Below are 20,813 nucleotides of genomic sequence, written 5' to 3' on the forward strand. Positions count from 1 at the left end.
TAACTTCAATTACCAAAAAAAGCCTCAAAACTGTTGGCATATCTCAAATAACAAACTCCAAAACATAGCAAAACTCTAGTTTTAAATCCAATTCCTACATTAAAAGAAAATGTGAACAAACTGTGAACTCGATAAATTTCACCTTAAAATGTACATTTTTTTGCTAGCCAAAGAAATTGATACCTTGTACAATAGAAAATAAGCATATTAAAAAGGGGAGACATTCATGTACTTAAAAGAAAAAACGATTAGCATCGCGCTAGTATTTGGACTAACGTTTTCAACTGTAAGTCCTGTATTCGCCGAGGAAATGACATCCCAACAGGACGCACAGCAACAACTTGCTTGGGAAACTACTGACGTCGCAGCAAAACCTAATGTTCATGTAACACAAGGTTATCACATTATTCCAGCTGATTTTGTGCAAATTTTTAGCCAAGATCGCGCTCCAGTCTTAACTTACAAGGATGATGTAGCCGCTGAGAACGACACAGTAGGTACTTTCGAAACAACGATTGTAGTTACCTACAACGACGGATCATCGGAAGAAATCACGGTCAGCTATACAGTTGACGCAGACCCGAACGTAACACCGACGCCAGATCCTGAACCTGTAACACCGGATCCTGAAACACCTGTGACTCCTGATCCTGAGACAGAAAATCCGGTAACGCCGAATCCAGATCCAGTGGAACCTGTAAAACCAGATCCTGAAACACCAACGAAACCGGATCCTGTGAAACCAGTAAAACCTGATCCTGGAACAACAGATCCTGAGCAACCAACGAAACCAGATCCAGGTAAGACAGATCCAAAACCAGAAACAACTGTACTTGCTACAGCAAAAAACAACGTCACATTAGAACTAAATGATGCGACAGCTACACCAAGTACTTTTGTAACTAAAGGTGCCGCGAATCTGACACTTTCCTTCAAAACACAGCCAGTAACAAACAAACTTGGCGCACAATCCGTAGAAATTTCAGCATCAAATGGTTCCACTACAAGCACTATCACAGTTAATTACAAAGTGGTAGACACAACGAAGCCATTCATCAGTCAAGATGACGATGTTTTCTACGTATGGCCCGGTGAAGAATGGACAGCTGAAGAGCTTGTGAATGCAACAGATAACTCTGGCTACGTTAAAGTCTATTTCCAAAATGGTGATAAATATTTAGACACTGCAAATATTGGTGCGGGAAGTACCGTTATCGTAGCTGAAGACGCTAGTGGTAACATTTCTACGCTTAATTTCCAGTATCAAGTTATCTCTGTTATGGGCATCATGCTTTACTCTGCCCCATCTGTTAACTTCGATATGAGTACAGATACAGACATTTATGGTGGTACAGAGCCCGATACAACACTTTTCGTTATTACAGAAGACACTGAAGAAGTTCTAGCTGAAACACGCGTGGACTACTCTGGTAGCTACCATGCCGTTCTTGATCGCCCGCTACAACCAGGTGAAACAGCTTATCTAATTGCTGTCGATGATAACGGTGGTGTCAGTGATGTCACACATTATACGTACGGCACGAAACAAATTCAAGAAGTGAAATCATCTACTATTTCTAAAGCCCCAGCGAATTCAGAAACAGGACAAGCACAAGCAACTGGGAATGAAATCGTACCTGCAAGAGTAGAAGAATTGCCAAAAACAGGAGATTCAAGCACAAACGGGTTTGTTGTCTTCGGTCTACTGCTTTCTGCAACAGCTTTATTGTATTTGAGAAAACGTTCCTAAGAATAAAAAGGCGCAAAATCAGATTTTGCGCCTTTTTTGCGTTTATTGAAAACTAATCAATTTCTCCCGCCACTCTTCCCCGACTCCAATTGCATGTGTCTTACTTCCGTCCTGATTGAAAAATAGCAATAAATCCTCATTTGCCAAATCTATAACCATTTGAGAGATCACCTTTTTCCGCATCAAAACTGGCGTCATCACCTCTTCTTCTAACCAGCGGTATTTCAACTCATCCGTTAAAAAAAGATACATCTCCAATCCCGAATTCTTATAAATCTCCATCAAATGTAGCATTTTGGGATAATTGGACGGCACATTTTTCACGAATATGTATTTCTTTTTGAGCTGCATTTCTTCACATTCCAATTCAGGAAACTCCATCTGAAAATCGGCTAGCTTCCAAATCTTCGTTGTGAACAAAATGGATATCCGACTCTCATGAAAAGCTTGGTGTTGCAGTTTTTTCAAAATATGTGGCTCGGAAGAAATGACGTGAAATAGACTTTTCTCAATCCCGAATGGAAAATAATTTTCTAACTGACTCACAATCCAACCTCCCAACAGTTTATCTTTTCATTATAGTACATAGTCAGTAAAGCTTGTAATAAAAGCATATAGTTAGTATACTAACTATATGCTTTTATTACTTTTTTGGAAAGGTGATACCATGGACGATTTTGGTTATTTATTAATGAATAGTGCGAAAAAACTGCGTCATGATTTGAATCAAGCGTTAGAAAAGCACGACGTAACGAGCGCACAATGGGCCATTTTGAAACATCTCCAACTACTTGAGAACCATCAAGTAACAAGTGCTCTTCTGTCAGAGCGACTCGGTTTTGATAAACCCACTACATCTGGTATTATTTCTCGGCTTGAGAAAAAAGGATTTCTAGTGAAACATGCCAGCACTCAGGATAAACGCTCCTTTTCTTTGAAACTAACACCCCAAGCTTATAAGATTATCCCACAACTAGAATCTTCGAGCCAAGAAGTAACGTCCTCTTTTTTATCCACCTATACACCAGAAGAACAGCGCCTTTTTGTGGATTTACTAAAGAAAAAATTAGAAAGGAATGACTGATTTGGAGAAAATACTAGTGCTTGGCGCCACAGGAAATATCGGCTTTTCCGTTGTTCAAACGCTAACTGAACATGGAGTAGCTGTACGTGCAGGCGTGTCGAATCCTGAAAAAAGTAAAGCTTTGTGGGAAGATAATTCATTGGTAGACGTTATGCATTTCGACTTTTTAGATAGCAGTACTTTCCCTGACACATTAGAAGGAGTTACAAAAGTCTTTTTTGTCCGTCCCCCGCAGCTATCAACGCCTAAAGAAGACATGTTTCCATTTTTACACTTTTTAAAAGCGCAATCTATCGCTCATGTGCTATTCGTCTCTTTAATTGGCGTCGAGAAAAATCCAGTCACGCCTCATCATAAAATCGAGAAAGAAATGATGCGTCTCGAGTTGCCATATACTTTCTTGCGGCCTAGTTTCTTTATGCAGAACCTGAATACGACCCACCAAATGGACATTCAGAAAAACCAGGATTTATTTATCCCGGCCGGCAAAGCAAAAACTAGTTTTATTGATACACGCGATATTGGCGAAATTGCCGCAATTTGTCTCATGAATACCCCTCAGCACCTTCAGCAAAAATATAGTATTACTGGGAAAGAAGCGGTGAGTTACTATGAAGTTGCTAATAGAATGACCACTATTTTAGGCAAAAAAATAACCTATAGTAAGCCGTCACTATGGCATTTCAGATCAACGATGATGAAGCGTGGCACCCCGAAAGCCTATGCGAATGTCATGACGATGCTATATTTGATTACACAATTAGGCAACGCGAAAAAAGTCACCCCCACTGCGAAAGAGCTTTTAAAGCGAGAACCTACTTCAATAAGTCAATATATTGAGGATTACCGCACATCGTTTCTATGATAAAAGCGCCAAATCTCTAACACGAGGTTCGGCGCTTTTTCTAACCCTCCAAAATCCGCTGTTGCCCGCTATAAACACTAAAACCGTCCCCTCGAATAAACCCGACAGCCGTAATATTAAGCTCCCGCGCCATTTCTATCGCAAGCTCCGTGGGTGCCGAACGCGATAAAATAATGCCGCAGCCGATTTTCGCGGTCTTTACTAAAATCTCCGAGGAAATCCGACCGCTAAAAATAATCGCCTTGTCGCTCATCGAAATTTCGGACTTCAAGCAATGCCCGTAAATTTTATCAAGCGCGTTGTGCCGACCAATGTCCATCCGCACACAAATCACCTCATCACGACTACAAAGCGCAGCGTTATGCACACCGCCAGTCTTACGAAACGTATCCGAATCCGCCTCAAATCGTGACATCAAATCGAAAATCTCCGCTGGGCGCAACACCAAATCCGTCTCATTTCGCGTCTCCACAAGCGATGCATCCGACTGAAAATAGAAGTTCTCCCGCGATTTCCCGCAACAAGACGTGATGTAGCGTTTCGCACGGTATTTGGCATTAAATTTATTCACAAAATTAGCCGTCACCTTCGCATGCCCCGTCGCCTCAACGATTTCCACACGGTCAATATCCGCCACACCGCGCACAATTCCCTCCGAAGTCAGAAAACCAATCACCAAATCCTCGGCATATTCCGGCGTACAGACAATCGTCACCAGCTCCTCCTCATTCACATAAATCGTCAGCGGATACTCAACTGCCACCGTCGCCACATCATCAAACATATGCCCCTCTTTAAAACGCCGAATCCCAATCCCAGCCGTCGTTTCCATCCTCGTCCCCACCTAACGAAAACCCCAGATGCGCGTTTGTAAGCAGCATCTGGAGTCTCATTTTTATTTCAATTCCTGTCCGACACCTTTCAGAAATGCCAAACCATAACGCAACGCCCGATTCACATCAGGGTCCTTCATCGCTTTTGCCAGTCCGAATAGTCCAAGCGTCGCGTCCTCTTTCAAACTCTCATTCGCCTTCGCCTGCGCGTTCGCAAGCCCCTCCAACATTTTCTCCGTCTGCTCCGGCTTCGTCTCCGTCAATAATTTACTAGTCATCATCAAATTATTAATCGCATTCGTCGCAGGTTCCTTCCGAGCTTCATTCAAAAATGTCGTCGCGATGTCCTCTTTCGCCTTCAAAGCACTGTTCAACATATCCAGCGCCCCAGAATCATGCAACGCCTTCACTAACTCCAAAACTTCCATGAAAGCCGCGTCATCCGTCGCAATCTGGTCTTTTATTGCCGTCATTTTATCCTGTTTTATCTGATCATCCGTCTTTTCCACACGGCGTATTTTAGAAATAGGTTCTGCCATCACGCCTCACTCCCTTTCTTACACGCACAGTTTCCACCACAAGCACAATTATGTTTCGAAATCGGTTTGTAGTCCGCACGCGCCCACTTGCGCTCGATTTCCACACCATTTTGCGGGAATCTTGCCGCATTTCGTGGATTATGTTTCGGTAGTGGATTTTCGCCACATTTTTGCAATACTTCCAAGTTTACCTTCGTTTGTTTGTAGGCCGGTGTCTTCGTCCGCACATCGCCCGCGCTAGACGTCAATAAGTTGACCGCCGTTTCGTGGCTGACCGAGTGCATTGGCAAGTAAACCTCATTCGCGCGAACCCGATCCGTCACGACCGCATGCACCTTAATGTGACCGTATGGCGACGTCAACCGCACAAGCGAACCATCCTCAATGCCACGTTTCTGCGCCAATTCCTTCGATACCTCTACAAAAACTTCTGGTAATTTGTAGTCTAGACCTTTCGTTTTATGCGTCATATTTCCTTCATGGAACTGCTCCAACAAACGGCCATTGTTCAGCGTTAAATCAAACTCTTTCGGGAACTCAATCGGCGCAATGTATGGCAATACCGAAAGTTTTGCCTTGCCATCAGGGAAATTAAAACGCTCCTCATAAAGCAGCGGCATATCGACACCATCCGCCGAAACCGGCCAAACAAGACTATCAAAACCTTCCATCCGGTCATAGCTCACACCCGCAAAGAATGGCGCAAGACTAGCAACCTCATCCATAATCTCGCTCGGATGCGTAAAGTTCCAATTTCCACCACACGCGTTCGCCACTTCTTGAATGATCCACCAATCCGGTTTCGAATCACCAAGCGGCTCCAACACTTCATACAGGCGCTGCACACGACGCTCCGTATTCGTAAATGTCCCCTCTTTTTCAAGCGAAGGCGATGCCGGTAAAACAACATCAGCAAATTGCGCCGTCTTCGATAAAAAGACATCCTGAACTACGAAGAAATCGAGTTTTGCAAGTGTATCTTGAACATGGTTCGTATTTGAATCCACCCAAGCCATCTCTTCCCCAATCAAGTACATTGCTTTAAGCGTCCCAGCCTCGATTGCGTCTAGCATTTCATTATTTTTAAGCCCAGGCACTTCTGAAATTTCCACGCCATACGCTTCCGAAAAACGCGCGCGAACTTCTGGGTTTAGAATCGACTGCACGCCTGGCAATACGTTTGGCAAGGATCCCATATCACAAGCCCCTTGCACGTTATTGTGCCCACGAAGCGGATACGCGCCCGCGCCATGACGACCAAAGTTCCCCGTCACAAGCAGCAAGTTCGAAATCGCCGCCGACGTATGCGAGCCCGCAATGTTTTGCGTCACACCCATACCCCAACAAATTGCCGTCCCGTCAGCCTCATGCACCATTTTCGCCACATTCTCAAGCGTCTCAATCGAAAGCCCCGTTTCTTTTTCCGCATATTCTAGCGTAAACGGCGCAAGGAACGTCATGTAATCCTCCACATTCGAAATCCGCGCCTCCATAAACGGCGCATCATGCCAACCCATATCAATCATGTACTTCGCAACCGCCGTCAACCATACAAAATCCGTGCCCTGTTTCGGACGAATAAACAAGTCCGCGCGCTCCGCCATCTCATGTTTCCGAAGATCCGAAACCATCAATTTCTGACCGTTCAATTTCTGCGCACGCTTCATACGACTAGCAAGAACCGGATGCCCATCCGCAGGCGAACAACCGACCAAAATGACAAGTCCAGCCGTCTCAATATCCTCCGCCGTTCCCGAATCCGCCCCAATTCCGACCGTATTCGTCAAACCATCCGAAGCCGGCGCTTGGCAATAACGCGAACAATTATCCACATTATTCGTCTCAAACACTTGGCGAGACAATTTTTGCATCAAATAATTCTCCTCATTCGTCGTCTTAGAAGAAGAAATAAAACCAAGCGAATCATTGCCGAACTCCTCGCGTAAACTACCCAAACGCTCCGCAATAAACGCTATCGCTTCCTGCCACGACGCCTCAACAAACTCATCACCTTGGCGAATCAGCGGCGACGTCAAACGTTGGTCACTATTCACAAAGTCCCAACCAAATTTACCCTTCACACACGTCGCAAACTTGTTCACAGGACCTTCACCAGTCGGCTCCACTTTCAAGATTTGACGACCTTTCGTCCAAACCTCAAACGTACACCCGACTCCGCAGAACGTACAAACCGTTTTTGTCTTCTTCGTCCGTGTATCCCGCATCGATTTTTCCATTTCCGACAACGCGAAAACCGTTTGATACGGCGGCTCCACTTTTTTAACCATATCGATCATTGGCTCCAGCACTTCCTCGCCAATTCCCGTCATAAACCCAGCTTGACCAAGCATCGATTTCTCCATCAACGCATTACAAGGACATACCGTAGCACAAAGTCCGCACGACACGCACGACGACATATTCGCCGGACGATCATCATCCCAAATAACACGAGGCTGCGGGCGATCCCAATCGATCGAAAGCGTCTCATTCACCTGCACACTCTGACACGCCTCGACACAGCGCCCACAAAGAATACACTGATCCGGATCATAACGATAGAACGGATGCGAGAAGTCATTGATATAGCCCTTCTCACGGAATGGCCGTTCCTGCGAATCCACCTCAAGCAGTTCCGCCGTATTATGTACCCGACAGTTCCCATTATTATTATCACACACCGTACAATACAACATATGATTCTCCAAAATCCGGTCCATCGCCTCGAGCTGTGCCTCTTTCGCCTTTTCCGAATCCAGCTTAATCTCCATTGCATCCTTGAAATCCGTACTACAAGCCCGCATCAACTCGCCGTCAACTTCACACATACACGTATCACACGACTGAATCGCGCCCATCTGCTTACTATAACAAATATGCGGATGATGCACGCCCTCCTCATTCAAATAATCTAAAATTCGCGTTCCTTCTTCCACATCATGCGCCTTGCCGTTAATCTTCACCGTGACTTTCACCTTCGCACCCATCCAAAAATCCCTCCTTGAAAACTAAGAACTCATGCCATTCTAGGAAAACCATTAGGAAGCGTTTCCACTCTTTTACATTATATCAGTTATTGTGAAAATTGAATAGCAAAAAGCCAACTGATAATCGTTCTCAATCATGCGTTGGCGCCCTTTTAGAGCCGTCCCATAGATTGTGAAATCCGTTCTAAGCAAGACTTAATCACCATCACATAAATCCGTCCAAATTCGGCATCTAATTTCCCTTTCGAACAAACATCCTGAGCACATTCCCCATATCAAATCGTACTACTAATCTTAGCAATTTTTTGCAGGAACTTATTTATTTTGACTTCATTAGAACCTTTTACATAAGCTAGAGAAGTATGCTTATAGGTCGAAATACCGCACATTTTCAGAATCTGCTTACTCAAAACCCGCCCATAATCCTTCTGAATAAAATTCGCATAAACCGCCGGCGTATCGTGCGTATTAATAATCCACGCGCGCTTCCCTTTCAGCAACCCAATCGGCCGAATCCCTTTATACTTATACGCAAAATCCTTCGCAAACACCTTATCAATAAATCCCTTCAAAATCGCCGGCGTACTACTCCACCAAATCGGATAAATAAAAATCAAAAAATCCGCCCAAACAACCTGATCCCGATACTCCTTCGTGTACGGATCTTTAAATAAATCACGACGCTTATTCACACTATCGAAACGCAATACTGGATCGAATTCCTCTTTATAAAGGTCAATTTCTCTGATCTTATTTTTCTTGCCCAACTCTTTTTCCACCGTCTCCTTTATAGCGTAATTTAACCCTTCATGATTTGGATATGTATAAATTAGTAGTACATTCATCTTCCATCGCTCTCCTTGCTTGCTTTGTATTTTGTGCATGATAGACATTTATACATGCTACTCTACTCCATAAAACAGCCAGATGCAACACAAGTATCAAAAAGGGGGTTGACTTCCAATAACGATACATGTTAATATTTATTCACGGATTACAAATGTAGTCCATAGAGAGGAGGAATAAAATGGGGCATTTACCTAAAATATCAGAAGCTGAATTAGAAGTCATCCAAGTTATTTGGAACGAATCTCCACTGACAGCCGGTGAAATAATTCAAGCCCTGGAAAAAGAACACGATTGGAGTCCCAAAACAATACGAACGTTACTCAACCGACTAGTCCAAAAAGAAGCTATTTCCTCCCACCAAGAAAAAGGAAAACTGCACACGTACACCGCATTAGTATCTCGAGAAGATTACATGCAAAGCGAAACAAAATCCTTGTTAAACCGCTTTTACGGCGCAGCTTTCAAACCACTACTCGTGAATTTTATAAAAGAGGAAAAACTATCATCCGAGGACATCGATGAACTCAAACAACTCCTAGATGATAAAGCTGAATCCAATCCCAGAAAGGATAGATAGTTATGTTCCATACGCTATGGCATACGTACCTTCCCTCTATTTTTAACTGGGTCATCGAAACGTCTATTTTGGCAAGCGTGTTGGTCGTATTCATTCTGTGCATCCGCTTCGTCTTAAGAAATTGGCTAACACCGCAATGGAAATACGCATTATGGCTCATTCTTGTGATCAGACTCGTACTACCTTGGTTTCCAGAAAGCTCCTTTAGCATCTATTCCTTGCTACCCATCACCCCAGTTGCTAGCCAAGAAAGTACAACGATAGCACCAGAAACCATCGAGAAAGTACCAGTAATAGCCAAGGAAGTACCTGCCGAAATTGACATATACACTGTCTTTCTATTGATTTGGATACTAGGAATCCTGTTTGCCGGAATTTTCATAATAATGACAAACAGGCGTTTATATACCTATATAAGCAAGCAACCACTAATAACTGAAAAAAGAGTTTTGGATATTTATCAGCAATGCAAGCAAAATATGTCCATCGAAAAAGATATCCCGTTACACTATTCCGGAAAAATTTCAGCTCCAACCCTATTCGGAATGAACAAACCTAGGATTTTACTTGATAAAAAACACGTAAAGCATCTAAAAGACGAGCAACTAAAATACATTTTTTATCATGAATTATCCCATTATAAACGAAAAGATATCGGCATTAATTTACTGATGAATTGCCTGCTCATTGTCCACTGGTTCAATCCTATGCTTTGGTACGCCTGTCGTGCCATGCGTGAAGATCAAGAAATGGCCTGCGATAATCTGGCTCTGACTTTTATCAATCCCGCAGAAAGAATCGCCTACGGACACACCATTATTACATTAGTCGAGCAATATTCTAAGTATTATCAGCCATCCACATTGGCACATTTCAGTAAAAACAAAATAAGATTAAAGAGGAGAATCATTATGATCAAAAAATTCAATAAAAAATCCCAACTATTAACCGCAGTAGGTTTCATCGCAATTTTGGGAGTATCCGCGTTCTCTCTAGTAGACGTAAGAGCAGAGACAACCGAATCACAAAAACAAGAAATAGCATCTAAAATGAAACAAGAAGATGCCATAAAACAAGAAGCAGCAGATAAAGTGGCAAGCGGAGAGTATGACGAAAAAATGGCTGCCGATTACAAAGCAAAAATGGCCGGAGAAAATGTAACTGCTAATGCAACAGACGCAGAGATCGACCAAAAAATCGCTGCTGCTACCGCTGAAAAGAATAGACAAATGGCTGAGGAAAAAGCCACTCAATCAGATATTGATAAAAAAATGGCTGTTGCTACTGAAGAAAAGAAAAAACAGATGGCCGAAGAAAATGCAGCGAATAAGTCGACTGATAAAGAATACAACGAAAAAGCGGCTGCTGATTACAAATTAAAAATGTCCCAAGAAAACGCAAAATAAGGCTTGAATAACTAAAAACAGACGATACTCCCCATCTAATGTTCACCCCAAAATCTAGACTAATAATCTGATTTTGGGGTGTTTTATTATCATTTTCCCGACCACTGCAAAGCATCCTGATTCATCCAAATAATCTCCTCATGCTCGCCAACATTCGCGATAAAAAGCAAGGATTGAATCCGTTCTGCCGTTGAAAAACGATGATTATCCGGATACTCCGACTCGATTGTATTACTATGCCGAATCCCATCCAAACGCTCTATTTTATACGACATCTGCTCCGTAACGATAAGCCCCTTCCCATCATAATTCGCCTTAATCCCATTATCCGCACCATTCAACAACACCGATTTTTGCAGTTTCGTATCGTACAAGTAAAGCCCGTTACCCTTGGAATAAGCCACCAAATTATCACCGACTGGCTTCAAATCACTATAATCCACACCTAAATCATATATTTCGTAATTCCCAGACCTCAGATCATAACGCTTCAAATGCCCGCTTCCTCGCCGAATATCCCGATACCACATTTTATGCTCGGAGAAAGCCAGAACCGTCCCTTCCGCTCCAACCTCATCAAGCTGCTCCTCCTCAGCCGTTTTCAAATCATACGACATAACCAATCCCGTCTTCCCGCTAGACTCCAACCAATAAACCCGATGACCCATCACATGAAAATCGAAAAATGAATGCGCATCACTCCCCTTCCATTTCTTCATAATTTTCCCCTGCTCGATATCATAAATAACCGTCCGCGTTGCATAATCCGCGTCCGCCTCCACCCAACCAAGATAAACCTCGTTTCCAAAAGTAGACTCAATCCCGTCCATGCCAAACTTCATCTTGCTAGAACCAGGCACTATCTCCATTTCCCCAGTCTTCTTATCAATCGCATAAACCTCCTTTGCGATTCTATATGCATCCGTATCCCCCTCGGTATCCACTAACGTATAAATCTTATCCCGCGTATCCACCATTGAATAAAAAGAGATTCCGTCCTCTCCAATATACCGCGTCCTATCCTTCTCTGCCTTCACCTGCACACGTATAATTTTGCTATTCTTCACTATTTTATCTATCGTAACGCCTGCTCCCATAACTAATAAAACAACTATCGCAGCCACAACTATCTTCTTCATAGCCGTCCTCCTCATTCCCTCACAACTTTAAAAATATACTCTCCATCAATTTGCGCAGGATATGTCTCTTTAATCGCTACTTCATCCGAAAAATATATTTTCAACTTATCACCCTTTTTAATCTCATCCACGTCAATCTTTTTCCCATCCGAATCAAAAATATCACTACTCTTATGTAACACATACTTCCCACCGTCCAGCCCAGATTCCACACCAGTAAACAACTTCAAATGATACACATAAAGCGACGACCCCCCATCCTCATAAGCTTCTCCGTAATACAAATTAAAATCATCCTCCGTTTTCTCAGGTGGATACTTCACATCCGGTTCAGCACTCGTAGACGAATACGGCATAAACAACACATCCCCCGTCCCCGCAATAAAAAGATACTCATAAACAATATCCGCCGAATCACCGCGTACCTTAAAGCGCTTTATATAGTCCCCGCTCTTCTGCCAATCCCACACCATTTTTTCATCATAAATGGCCTTACTCGGCACCCCCTGTTCACTAACAAACGCATCGATTTCCCTTTGCGCGTAAGCCTTCGTATAATAATGTTTCCCAACTAAAAATCCGGTCACAATCACAGCGAGCCCAAGCAACATCCAACTATACTTATTCCTCATTTCATCCGCCCCTCACACTTCATGAATTTTCCAAAACCCACCCTAAACGTATCACATATCCCAATTCCAGACAATGACAATCCGCATATCTTTAGAAAATATTTAATCCCCCACACATTCCTTAACAAACCTTAAAGAACCCGATACAATCCCATACATCCACAAAGCAAAAAATAAAAATTTTTAAAGTCCCGTCCAATCCCCCGAACCCTTCCCACGCCCCTCCTCCCCCAACAAACATCTTGCCCTCACGCAACATTTTTAGGGAAACCCCCTTGACACAAAAAAACATCGATGCTAACCTAGGGAGTGTAAGAACAATAATAACTAAAAAATCAGCAAGCCAAAAAGTCCCTTCCAAACGCCCAATCAGACCGCACCTCCAAACTTCAGCGTGCCGACAAATGCTTAGATTCTAGGCACGGCATGCTCTGATGGACTACAGATTCACTTTTTTCATCTGCATATTGAGGCTCTAAATCGCTTATGCTCAAAGTGCCTCAACAAAGCGGAGTGTACGACTGTACATCAACTGAAAACAGGGAGGGAGTATCTTCCCCGACCATGTGAGAAGTTATGCGAAACATAGTGTAGAAGAGCATCGGAACGCAGACTTTAACGACGAAGATGAGTATTTGTCGGCACGCTGAACGACCTGTATAGTGAGGCTCCTATATGAAAATATGCCACTGCCCAAAAATGTCCAAAGACGCCAATGGGTTGAACAGGGATTGTCGGATTAAGGCTTTCCATAATGTGGCTAAGAAACTAGTTTTCTTTACGTTGTATAGTGCCAAATCTTTAGCGAGGGGAATACTATGTTTTTTATGTGCATAAAATTCTGGATCTCTGCCAAAGTCACTAGACAGGTAGGGATTTTTTGTGTGAAATAAAGCATGAAATGAAAATTCTGCTATTATGTTTATTATTGTCAAATTATATAGAACGGAGGTGGAGTAGCATGCCACAATTTCTAGAGGACGACCCTGCAGAACCTGAATCATCGAACTTAATAACGGACTGGAATGGCTTTTACTCCACCAGAAACCTAAAAAAAGCCGTGACAGTTTAGAACTGAATCGGAGGATAATACAATGAAAAAAGCACTAAACAAGCTACGCAATGAACAAGAAGTGAACCGGATACTACTCCAAGATTCCACATCCCAGAAAGACGCGGCTATCGCAAAATACAAAACAACGACCAAAGGCCTAAAAGAAGCAGAAGTAACGAGACGACGCACTAAATTCGGCGATAACATCACCGCTGAACAAAAACCAACACCTTGGTACATCAATCTAGCCAAGGCTTTCCACAATCCATTTATTTATATTCTTGCCTTCCTTATGATTATTTCTTACGTGACTTCTGACATCGAGGCGACCATCATTATGGCTCTGATGATCCTATTTAGCGTCATCCTCAGCTTCGTTCAATCGATGCGCGCCCAAAAAGCCAGTCTCTCCCTGAAAAGCATGATTGAAAATACGACCGCGATTATTCGTGACGGTATGCAAAGAGAAATCCCGATTGCCGATGTCGTTCCAGGCGATATCGTTTTCCTTTCAACCGGCGACATCATCCCTGCAGACGCGCGAATCATCGAAGCCAAAGACCTATTTATCAACCAATCACCACTCACCGGTGAATCCATTCCCGTTGAAAAATTTGTCGAAGCTACCGAAAAAAGTCTCAGCATTTTTGAACGAGACAATTTGGCATTTATGGGGACTGATGTCATTAGCGGTCAAGGAAAAGCGTTGATTCTAAAGACTGGCGATAATACGATTTTCGGTTCACTATCCCAAGAAGCCCTCACCAAACGCGATGAAACCAGTTTTGATAAAGGCGTCAAATCCATTTCCAAACTACTGATGTACCTCATGCTCGTGATGGTTCCGATCGTCTTTTTGATCAATGGTATTATGAAAGGTAATTGGACCGAAGCACTTCTATTCGCTGTAGCTGTGGCTGTAGGGCTTACACCTGAAATGCTGCCAATGATCGTCAACACCAACCTCGCAAAAGGCGCCGTTCGCATGGCAAAAAAGAAAGTCATCATCAAAGAACTATCCGCGATTCAAAACATTGGAGCGATGGATGTTCTCTGTACAGACAAAACCGGCACGCTAACCAAAGATAAAGTGGAACTTATCGAACACATTGATACGACTGGTGCAACATCCAATAAAGTGTTAGCCCTCGCCTTCCAAAATAGTCATTTTCAAACTGGCTGGAAAAATATCATGGATCACGCAATTATTTCACACATGGAAAAAATCGATGATAGCAAACGTTTCACAACACCAGAAAAAATCGATGAAATCCCGTTCGATTTTGCCCGCCGCCGCCTCAGTGTAATTTTACGCAAAAAAGACAGCATTCAAATGATTACGAAAGGCGCCATTGCCGAAATGTTCGACGTTTGTTCTCAGCTTGAAGAAAATGGAACTATCATTGAACTAACCGATGCCATCAAGAAACGCCTTCACACACAATGTGAAATTATGAACCGTAACGGTATGCGCGTTATCGCCATCGCCACGAAAACCAAGACAGAAAAAGAATCCTTTTCCGTCATCGATGAGCAAAATATGACACTGATCGGCTTCCTCGGCTTCTTAGATCCCGCCAAGCCATCCGCCAAACCCGCGATTGCATCTCTACACGACCACGGTGTTACCGTCAAAGTCCTTACCGGAGACAATGAAATCGTTGCCCAAACAATTTGCAACCAAGTCGGCATTCCATCCGAGAAATTCCTACTCGGCTCCGATATTGATTTCCTATACGATGACGAACTAACCGAAGCAACGAGAACCCATCACATCTTTGCTAAGCTCACGCCAACACAGAAATCTCGCATTATTCACCTCATTCGAAATGACGGTCACACAGTTGGTTTTATGGGCGATGGAATCAATGATGCCCCAGCCTTGCGCAAAGCAGATGTTGGTATTTCCGTTGATACTGCCGCCGATATAACCAAAGATGCAAGCTCGGTCATTCTACTCGAAAAGAGTTTAACCATCCTAAACGACGCCGTAACGGAAGGAAGAAACGTCTTCGGAAACATCTTGAAATACATGAAAATGACAGCCAGCTCCAATTTTGGGAACGTGTTTAGTGTCCTTGTTGCCAGCGCCTTCTTGCCATTTTTACCGATGCTATCGATTCACCTACTCTTACAAAATCTCATGTATGATGTCTCCCAAATGACGCTACCGTGGGATAAAATGGACGAATCCTTCTTGAAAAAGCCGCGTAAATGGGATCGTAAAAACATGTTGCGCTTCATTCTTCTGATTGGACCAGTCAGCTCGATTTTCGATATTCTCACGTTCGCCATCATGTGGTTCGTCTTTAGCGCGAATACTATCGCCGAACAAGCACTGTTCCAAAGTGGCTGGTTCGTGGTCGGCCTGCTCACACAAACGCTCGTCGTACACATGATCCGTACTGAAAAAATTCCATTTATCCAAAGTCGTGCGGCTGCACCAGTGATGATTTCCACTCTTATCGTGATGGGCATCGGTATTATCATTCCATTCACGACGCTTGGTCATAATATCGGACTTGTTAGCCTACCGCTCAGCTACTTCCCATGGCTTATCGCGATTCTTGCGGGCTACATGGTAACCGTCCAAATCGCCAAAAATCTCTACATCAAGAAATTCCACGATTGGATTTAAAGCTATGTTTACAAAGCAGAGCAGCATCACTATTCTCGTCTATATCGCCATCGGGATTTGGAGTTGTCTCCTCGTTTACAGCGCCAGTTATGCATCCGCTGGCAATCGCTACGAGGTCACAAACCAGTATTTCGTCATCCGGCAAGCCCTTTTTTACGCGATCGGCATCGCTTGCCTACTCTTCTTTGCAAAACTAAAAACGGCACCATTCTGTTCTAAAAAAACGATGAAATTAGCAGGCGGCATCGCTGTCCTCCTGCTAGTCCTCATCCTACTTACTGGTACTGCAACAAACAATGCCCAGCGTTGGATTCAACTAGGTAGCGCCACACTCCAACCAACGGAGCTCGTCAAAAGCCTACTCATCATTGTTACCGGCAACTTCATCGTGCATTACTTTTCAAAAATGATGCGCTCAAATCGCGTCACTTACTTACTCATCGCCTATATTTTATTTTGCGTAGGCCTCATTATTTTGCAACCAGATTTAGGAACCAGTTTTATCGTTCTATGTATTTTTGCCGCACAATTGCTCACATCAGGGCTCTCAGCACGCCGAATCAGCCAACTCGCGCTTACCGTCATGCTCTTCATAGCGCTTAGTCTCGGCGTGATTTATCTGGTTCATCCCGATTTTTTCAGCCAGACAAGACTCGGGCGATTCGCCTTTCTTGATCCGTTTAACGAAGCTAATCTCGACGCATCTTATCAGCTAAGAAATGGCTATTACGCGATTGCAGACGGCGGTATTTTTGGCAAAGGGTTTGGAAACAGCGTCCAAAAACTCGGATTTTTGCCTGAATCCCATACCGATTTTATCAGTGCTGTCATCTCGGAAGAACTCGGCATCATCGGTATTCTCGTGACCTTGAGCCTCATCCTGTTTTTCATCTGGAAAGCTTTTCACATCGCGCTTCGCAGTCAATCAGCCTTCGACACTTCCATCTGCATCGGCTTCGCGACCTGGATTGCCGCCCAAACCTTCCTAAACCTCGGCGGCGTTAGCGGTATGATTCCCCTTACCGGTGTCCCGCTACCATTTATAAGTTTTGGCGGTACCTCTATTATCACCCTATCATGCGGCGTCGGATTTCTCATCAGTGCCGAACGCCAAATAACCCTCACAGAAAGTAGGAATACTCATGCAAACCAACAATAGACTCCGCGAAAGCCTAGTCGTCATCATCTGCATACTATCCATAATTAGCTGCCTCGCGATTTTCATGGCTCAACAAACCAATCAATACAACACCAACTTCTTCCGTATGCAAGTCGTCTACATTATCATCGGCTTCGGTACTGTATTTCTCCTATCGAAACTCAATATGACCTTCGTTCGCGCCAACATTCTATGGGTGTATCTCGCCATGGTTATCCTGCTTGTCGGCATCCTAATACCAAACCCACTCGTATCAACAATTAATGGTGCGACACGTTGGTATCAGTTCCCTGGGATCTCCCTACAACCATCAGAGGTCGCCAAATCGATGTTCATCATCGTTATCGCCCACTTTGCGGCAAAATACGAACGCGTCATTTGGAAACAGCTACTCATTACCTGGTCGCTCGTAGCAGTCATCCTGCTTTTAATTATGAAGCAACCCGATCTTGGCACAACGATCGTCTACTTCGTCAGCGCCTTCACGATTAGCATCCTAGCCCTGAAATCCACCAAACTCATCATCACGATCTTAGCATCACTCGTTGTAGCTGTCAGCGGTGGGCTCTACCTAGTCGTCTATCACGTCACCTTACTCGAAAAAATTGGCTTCAAGAGCTACCAATTCCGACGCATCCATACATGGCTTGATCCAGCAAGCGATCCAAATTCCTTCTATCAAGTGGACCGCTCCCTAAAGGCAATCGGCGCAGGAACGATGTCTGGCAACAACTCGTCTTCCGTCTACATTCCCGAAAGCCATACCGACATGATTTTCAGCACCATCGCCAACCAATTCGGCTTCATCGGCGCCAGTCTACTACTTATCCTGTTCATGCTCTTCATCCACCAACTCATCATCGCTGCACTACACATGAAAAATAGTTTTTCTACCTATGTCATCGCTGGTTTTGCGATGATGTTCGCCTTCAATATTTTCGAAAATATCGCGATGACTATTGGTCTGATGCCACTCACCGGTATCCCACTACCATTTATCAGTTACGGCGGTAGCTCGACACTCGGAAACATGATTGCACTCGGCACCATTCTCGCCGTTATCAAAAATGACGATACCAGCCTGAGTCGAACTTAGCAATCAATCTAAAATCGCCTTTTTCTCCTCATCTGGAATTTTTTCAATGCGGCCTAAGAAGATCGTAATCGACAAAATCCCGATCAGCATCACGACACCTGCCACAACAAAAGCAATCGAGAAACTTCCCGTCGCACCGACAATAAAACCCGTCACAATCGGAGCAGCAATCGCCGTCAGATTCCCAATAAAGTTCATAAATCCGCCCACAGTCCCAACCAAGCCATTCGGCGCTAAAATCGACGGCATTGACCAATTAATCGTAGACGCGATACAAATTCCCGATACCGCAATACTAAAGAATATAATCGCCGTCTGCGTATCCTTCGTCGTTGCCGCACCAATAACCGCAAGCCCTAGCAACATTCCAATCGTCAGAAACAACTTCCGAACCTTCGACGGATCAAATCCACGCTTAATCAGAAAATCAACGAGCAAGCCACCAATTAAAACACTAGATAGCGCCCCACAAGCCCATGGTATCGCCGTATATAATCCCGATTTCATAATATCTAAATGAAGCTCCTGCATCAAATAATTTGGCAACCACGTCAAAAACAAGAAGAACGAATAATTATACGCCGCGGCACCAATGGCAAGCGCCCACAACTTGCGCTGCTTCATCAAATAAAGCAAACTACTCCCTTTACCAGGCGCGACCTGTTTTTGTGCATCGCCCGACTGGATATAATCCAACTCCTCTTTCGAAAGCCGCGGATGTTCCTCAGGGTCCCGATAAAGCACCCAAAACCAAACACAGTACACAATACTAATAATCGCCGTCACAATGAAAGCCTCACGCCAGCCCCATTTGGCAATAATAAAAGCAACCATTGGCACTCCAATCACATTCGATAGTTTGGACGACATATCAAACATCGCCGTCGCAAATCCCCGTTCTTTCAGCGGAAACCAATATCCCGTCGCCTTCGAAGCCGCACTAAACGCCGGCGCTTCCGCCACACCCAGCGATAATCTCAAAATAAATAATGGCAGTAATCCACTAATAAAAGCCGTCAATCCCGTCGCGAAAACCCAAACAATCGAGCAAACCCGATTCAACCACTTCACACCGATCCGATCCAACACCAAGCCCATAGGAATCTGCATTAACGCATACGTCCAAGAAAAAGAAGATAATAAAATACCGAACATCGCTGGCGTAATACTGAGTTCATCCATTAAAACTTGTCCCGCTACCGTCAAATTAATTCGATCAAAATAGTTCACTAAACAACCAAACCCAAGCAACAGGCCGATCCAATATCTAAATTTTTTCTTTGTTGCGACAACTCTCTTTGGTTTCATCTGCTGTTCCATCCTTTTCCCTCCCAGGTGCATTCAAGTATTACTAATAGGGCTCCATTACATAATAAAAATGCCCAAACCTCTCAGAAAATAAATGATTTCCCAAGAGGCTCTATTTTCATCCATTCAAGCTTTTATGCAACAACGTCAACACTTGGCGTAACTCACCCACCGGAACCTGTCCAGGCGCGGAAACCTTTTTCGCTGCTCCGAACGTCAATGCCGAGCCAAAAATTTCTCCAGCCAAGCGCGAAATAACGCCAGTCCCTGCCATCGACATCGTGATAATCGGGCGATCCGCATACTTTTCACGCATCGTATTCGTTGCACTAAGTAATGTCAACACATCCGCCGCCGATTGTGGCATCACCGCTATTTTAGGTAGATCTGCATCATAATCTTGCATCTTCACAAGTCGCGCCACGATCTCATCCTCACTCGGCGTCTTATCGAAATCATGATTCGACATAATGACCTTCGCACCCGCCTGATGCACAGCCTCCACAAGTTGTGCCACTTCCTCATCTCCTGTAAACAGCTCCACATCCACGATATCCACCATGCCAGTCGCCGCAATTGCCCTATTCAGCTCCACATAACTCGCCACAGGAAATGCAAGCTCACCGCCCTCTTTTGCACTCCGAAATGTAAAAATCAGCGGTATATTGTTCAAAATGCCTCGAATCGCATGCAGCGTTTCCTTTACTTTCTCAGTATTCGCCACATCTTCATAGAAATCGACTCGCCATTCCACAATATCCAAATCAATCCCCATCAGCATACGCGCTTCCTCGACTAATTGCACAGCCGTCTTACCAACCATAGGAACACAAATACTAGGCGCACCCTCACCAATCACGATATCTCTTACTAAAACACTTTTCATATCCGCTTTCC

The 20,813-nt window shown here is 44.0% G+C and carries 17 protein-coding genes and 1 riboswitch; of the genes, 8 read left to right on the forward strand and 9 right to left on the reverse strand.

Going from position 1 to position 20,813, the window contains the following annotated elements; translation table 11 throughout:
• Positions 1-226 precede the first annotated feature (226 nt).
• Positions 227-1,750, forward strand: a complete 1,524-nt coding sequence (locus tag HCJ54_RS15585; RefSeq protein WP_187137509.1) for an LPXTG cell wall anchor domain-containing protein — start codon at positions 227-229, stop codon at positions 1,748-1,750.
• A 42-nt stretch (positions 1,751-1,792) separates the two neighbouring features.
• Here HCJ54_RS15585 and HCJ54_RS09770 read toward each other — a convergent pair whose 3' ends face one another.
• Complete coding sequence (locus HCJ54_RS09770; protein WP_187137510.1) at positions 1,793-2,296, reverse strand: hypothetical protein; 504 nt, start codon at positions 2,294-2,296, stop codon at positions 1,793-1,795.
• A gap of 121 nt (positions 2,297-2,417) precedes the next feature.
• Here HCJ54_RS09770 and HCJ54_RS09775 point away from each other — a divergent pair, with 121 nt between their 5' ends.
• Complete coding sequence (locus HCJ54_RS09775; RefSeq protein WP_187137511.1) at positions 2,418-2,834, forward strand: MarR family winged helix-turn-helix transcriptional regulator; 417 nt, start codon at positions 2,418-2,420, stop codon at positions 2,832-2,834.
• Complete coding sequence (locus HCJ54_RS09780; protein ID WP_244966934.1) at positions 2,827-3,699, forward strand: NmrA family NAD(P)-binding protein; 873 nt, start codon at positions 2,827-2,829, stop codon at positions 3,697-3,699. Before HCJ54_RS09775 ends, HCJ54_RS09780 begins: the two co-directional genes overlap by 8 nt.
• A 40-nt stretch (positions 3,700-3,739) precedes the next feature.
• On the opposite strand, the gene fdhD is transcribed toward HCJ54_RS09780, so the two are convergent.
• The 4 genes from fdhD to HCJ54_RS09800 form a co-directional block, all read right to left on the reverse strand.
• Entirely contained in the window at positions 3,740-4,531 is a 792-nt protein-coding gene (fdhD, locus tag HCJ54_RS09785; RefSeq protein ID WP_187137513.1) for a formate dehydrogenase accessory sulfurtransferase FdhD, read from the reverse strand.
• Positions 4,532-4,594: 63 nt separating this feature from the next.
• Positions 4,595-5,071 (reverse strand): helical membrane plugin domain-containing protein, encoded by a 477-nt coding sequence (locus HCJ54_RS09790; RefSeq protein WP_187137514.1) that lies wholly within the window; start codon positions 5,069-5,071, stop codon positions 4,595-4,597.
• Positions 5,071-8,058, reverse strand: a complete 2,988-nt coding sequence (gene fdhF, locus HCJ54_RS09795) for a formate dehydrogenase subunit alpha (protein ID WP_187137515.1) — start codon at positions 8,056-8,058, stop codon at positions 5,071-5,073. The genes HCJ54_RS09790 and fdhF overlap by 1 nt, the downstream gene beginning before the upstream one ends.
• Positions 8,059-8,333: 275 nt before the next feature.
• Positions 8,334-8,903, reverse strand: a complete 570-nt coding sequence (locus HCJ54_RS09800) for an NAD(P)H-dependent oxidoreductase (protein ID WP_187137516.1) — start codon at positions 8,901-8,903, stop codon at positions 8,334-8,336.
• 182 nt (positions 8,904-9,085) lie between these two features.
• Here HCJ54_RS09800 and HCJ54_RS09805 point away from each other — a divergent pair, with 182 nt between their 5' ends.
• Both HCJ54_RS09805 and HCJ54_RS09810 read left to right on the forward strand, forming a co-directional pair.
• Positions 9,086-9,484, forward strand: coding sequence for a BlaI/MecI/CopY family transcriptional regulator (locus HCJ54_RS09805; RefSeq protein ID WP_036060470.1), 399 nt, complete (start codon positions 9,086-9,088; stop codon positions 9,482-9,484).
• A gap of 2 nt (positions 9,485-9,486) precedes the next feature.
• A complete protein-coding gene (locus tag HCJ54_RS09810) occupies positions 9,487-10,890 on the forward strand; it encodes a M56 family metallopeptidase (RefSeq protein ID WP_187137517.1) in 1,404 nt (467 codons plus the stop codon).
• Between the two features lie 89 nt (positions 10,891-10,979).
• Here HCJ54_RS09810 and HCJ54_RS09815 read toward each other — a convergent pair whose 3' ends face one another.
• Positions 10,980-12,029 (reverse strand): hypothetical protein, encoded by a 1,050-nt coding sequence (locus HCJ54_RS09815; RefSeq protein WP_187137518.1) that lies wholly within the window; start codon positions 12,027-12,029, stop codon positions 10,980-10,982.
• Between the two features lie 11 nt (positions 12,030-12,040).
• Positions 12,041-12,661, reverse strand: coding sequence for a hypothetical protein (locus tag HCJ54_RS09820; RefSeq protein ID WP_187137519.1), 621 nt, complete (start codon positions 12,659-12,661; stop codon positions 12,041-12,043).
• Positions 12,662-13,308: 647 nt separating this feature from the next.
• Positions 13,309-13,480, forward strand: a riboswitch (M-box (ykoK) riboswitch).
• 275 nt (positions 13,481-13,755) lie between these two features.
• Here HCJ54_RS09820 and mgtA point away from each other — a divergent pair.
• The 3 genes from mgtA to HCJ54_RS09835 are packed head-to-tail and all read left to right on the forward strand — an operon-like array spanning position 13,756 to position 18,608.
• Positions 13,756-16,353, forward strand: a complete 2,598-nt coding sequence (mgtA, locus tag HCJ54_RS09825; protein WP_187137520.1) for a magnesium-translocating P-type ATPase — start codon at positions 13,756-13,758, stop codon at positions 16,351-16,353.
• 4 nt (positions 16,354-16,357) lie between these two features.
• On the forward strand, positions 16,358-17,512 hold the full coding sequence (locus HCJ54_RS09830) for an FtsW/RodA/SpoVE family cell cycle protein (protein WP_187137521.1): 1,155 nt from the start codon (positions 16,358-16,360) through the stop codon (positions 17,510-17,512).
• Positions 17,496-18,608 carry an FtsW/RodA/SpoVE family cell cycle protein gene (locus tag HCJ54_RS09835; protein ID WP_187137522.1) on the forward strand — a complete coding sequence of 371 codons (1,113 nt, stop codon included), beginning with the start codon at positions 17,496-17,498 and terminating at the stop codon, positions 18,606-18,608. Before HCJ54_RS09830 ends, HCJ54_RS09835 begins: the two co-directional genes overlap by 17 nt.
• A gap of 3 nt (positions 18,609-18,611) precedes the next feature.
• Here the strand turns inward: HCJ54_RS09835 and HCJ54_RS09840 are convergent, their stop codons facing one another.
• Together HCJ54_RS09840 and aroD are read right to left on the reverse strand one after the other, a co-directional pair.
• Entirely contained in the window at positions 18,612-19,928 is a 1,317-nt protein-coding gene (locus HCJ54_RS09840) for an MFS transporter (RefSeq protein ID WP_244966935.1), read from the reverse strand.
• A 106-nt stretch (positions 19,929-20,034) separates the two neighbouring features.
• Entirely contained in the window at positions 20,035-20,802 is a 768-nt protein-coding gene (aroD, locus tag HCJ54_RS09845) for a type I 3-dehydroquinate dehydratase (RefSeq protein ID WP_187137523.1), read from the reverse strand.
• Positions 20,803-20,813: the final 11 nt, after the last annotated feature.

This window comes from Listeria grandensis (genome assembly GCF_014322885.1).
In the GTDB taxonomy this organism is placed as follows: Bacteria; Bacillota; Bacilli; order Lactobacillales; family Listeriaceae; genus Listeria_A; species Listeria_A grandensis.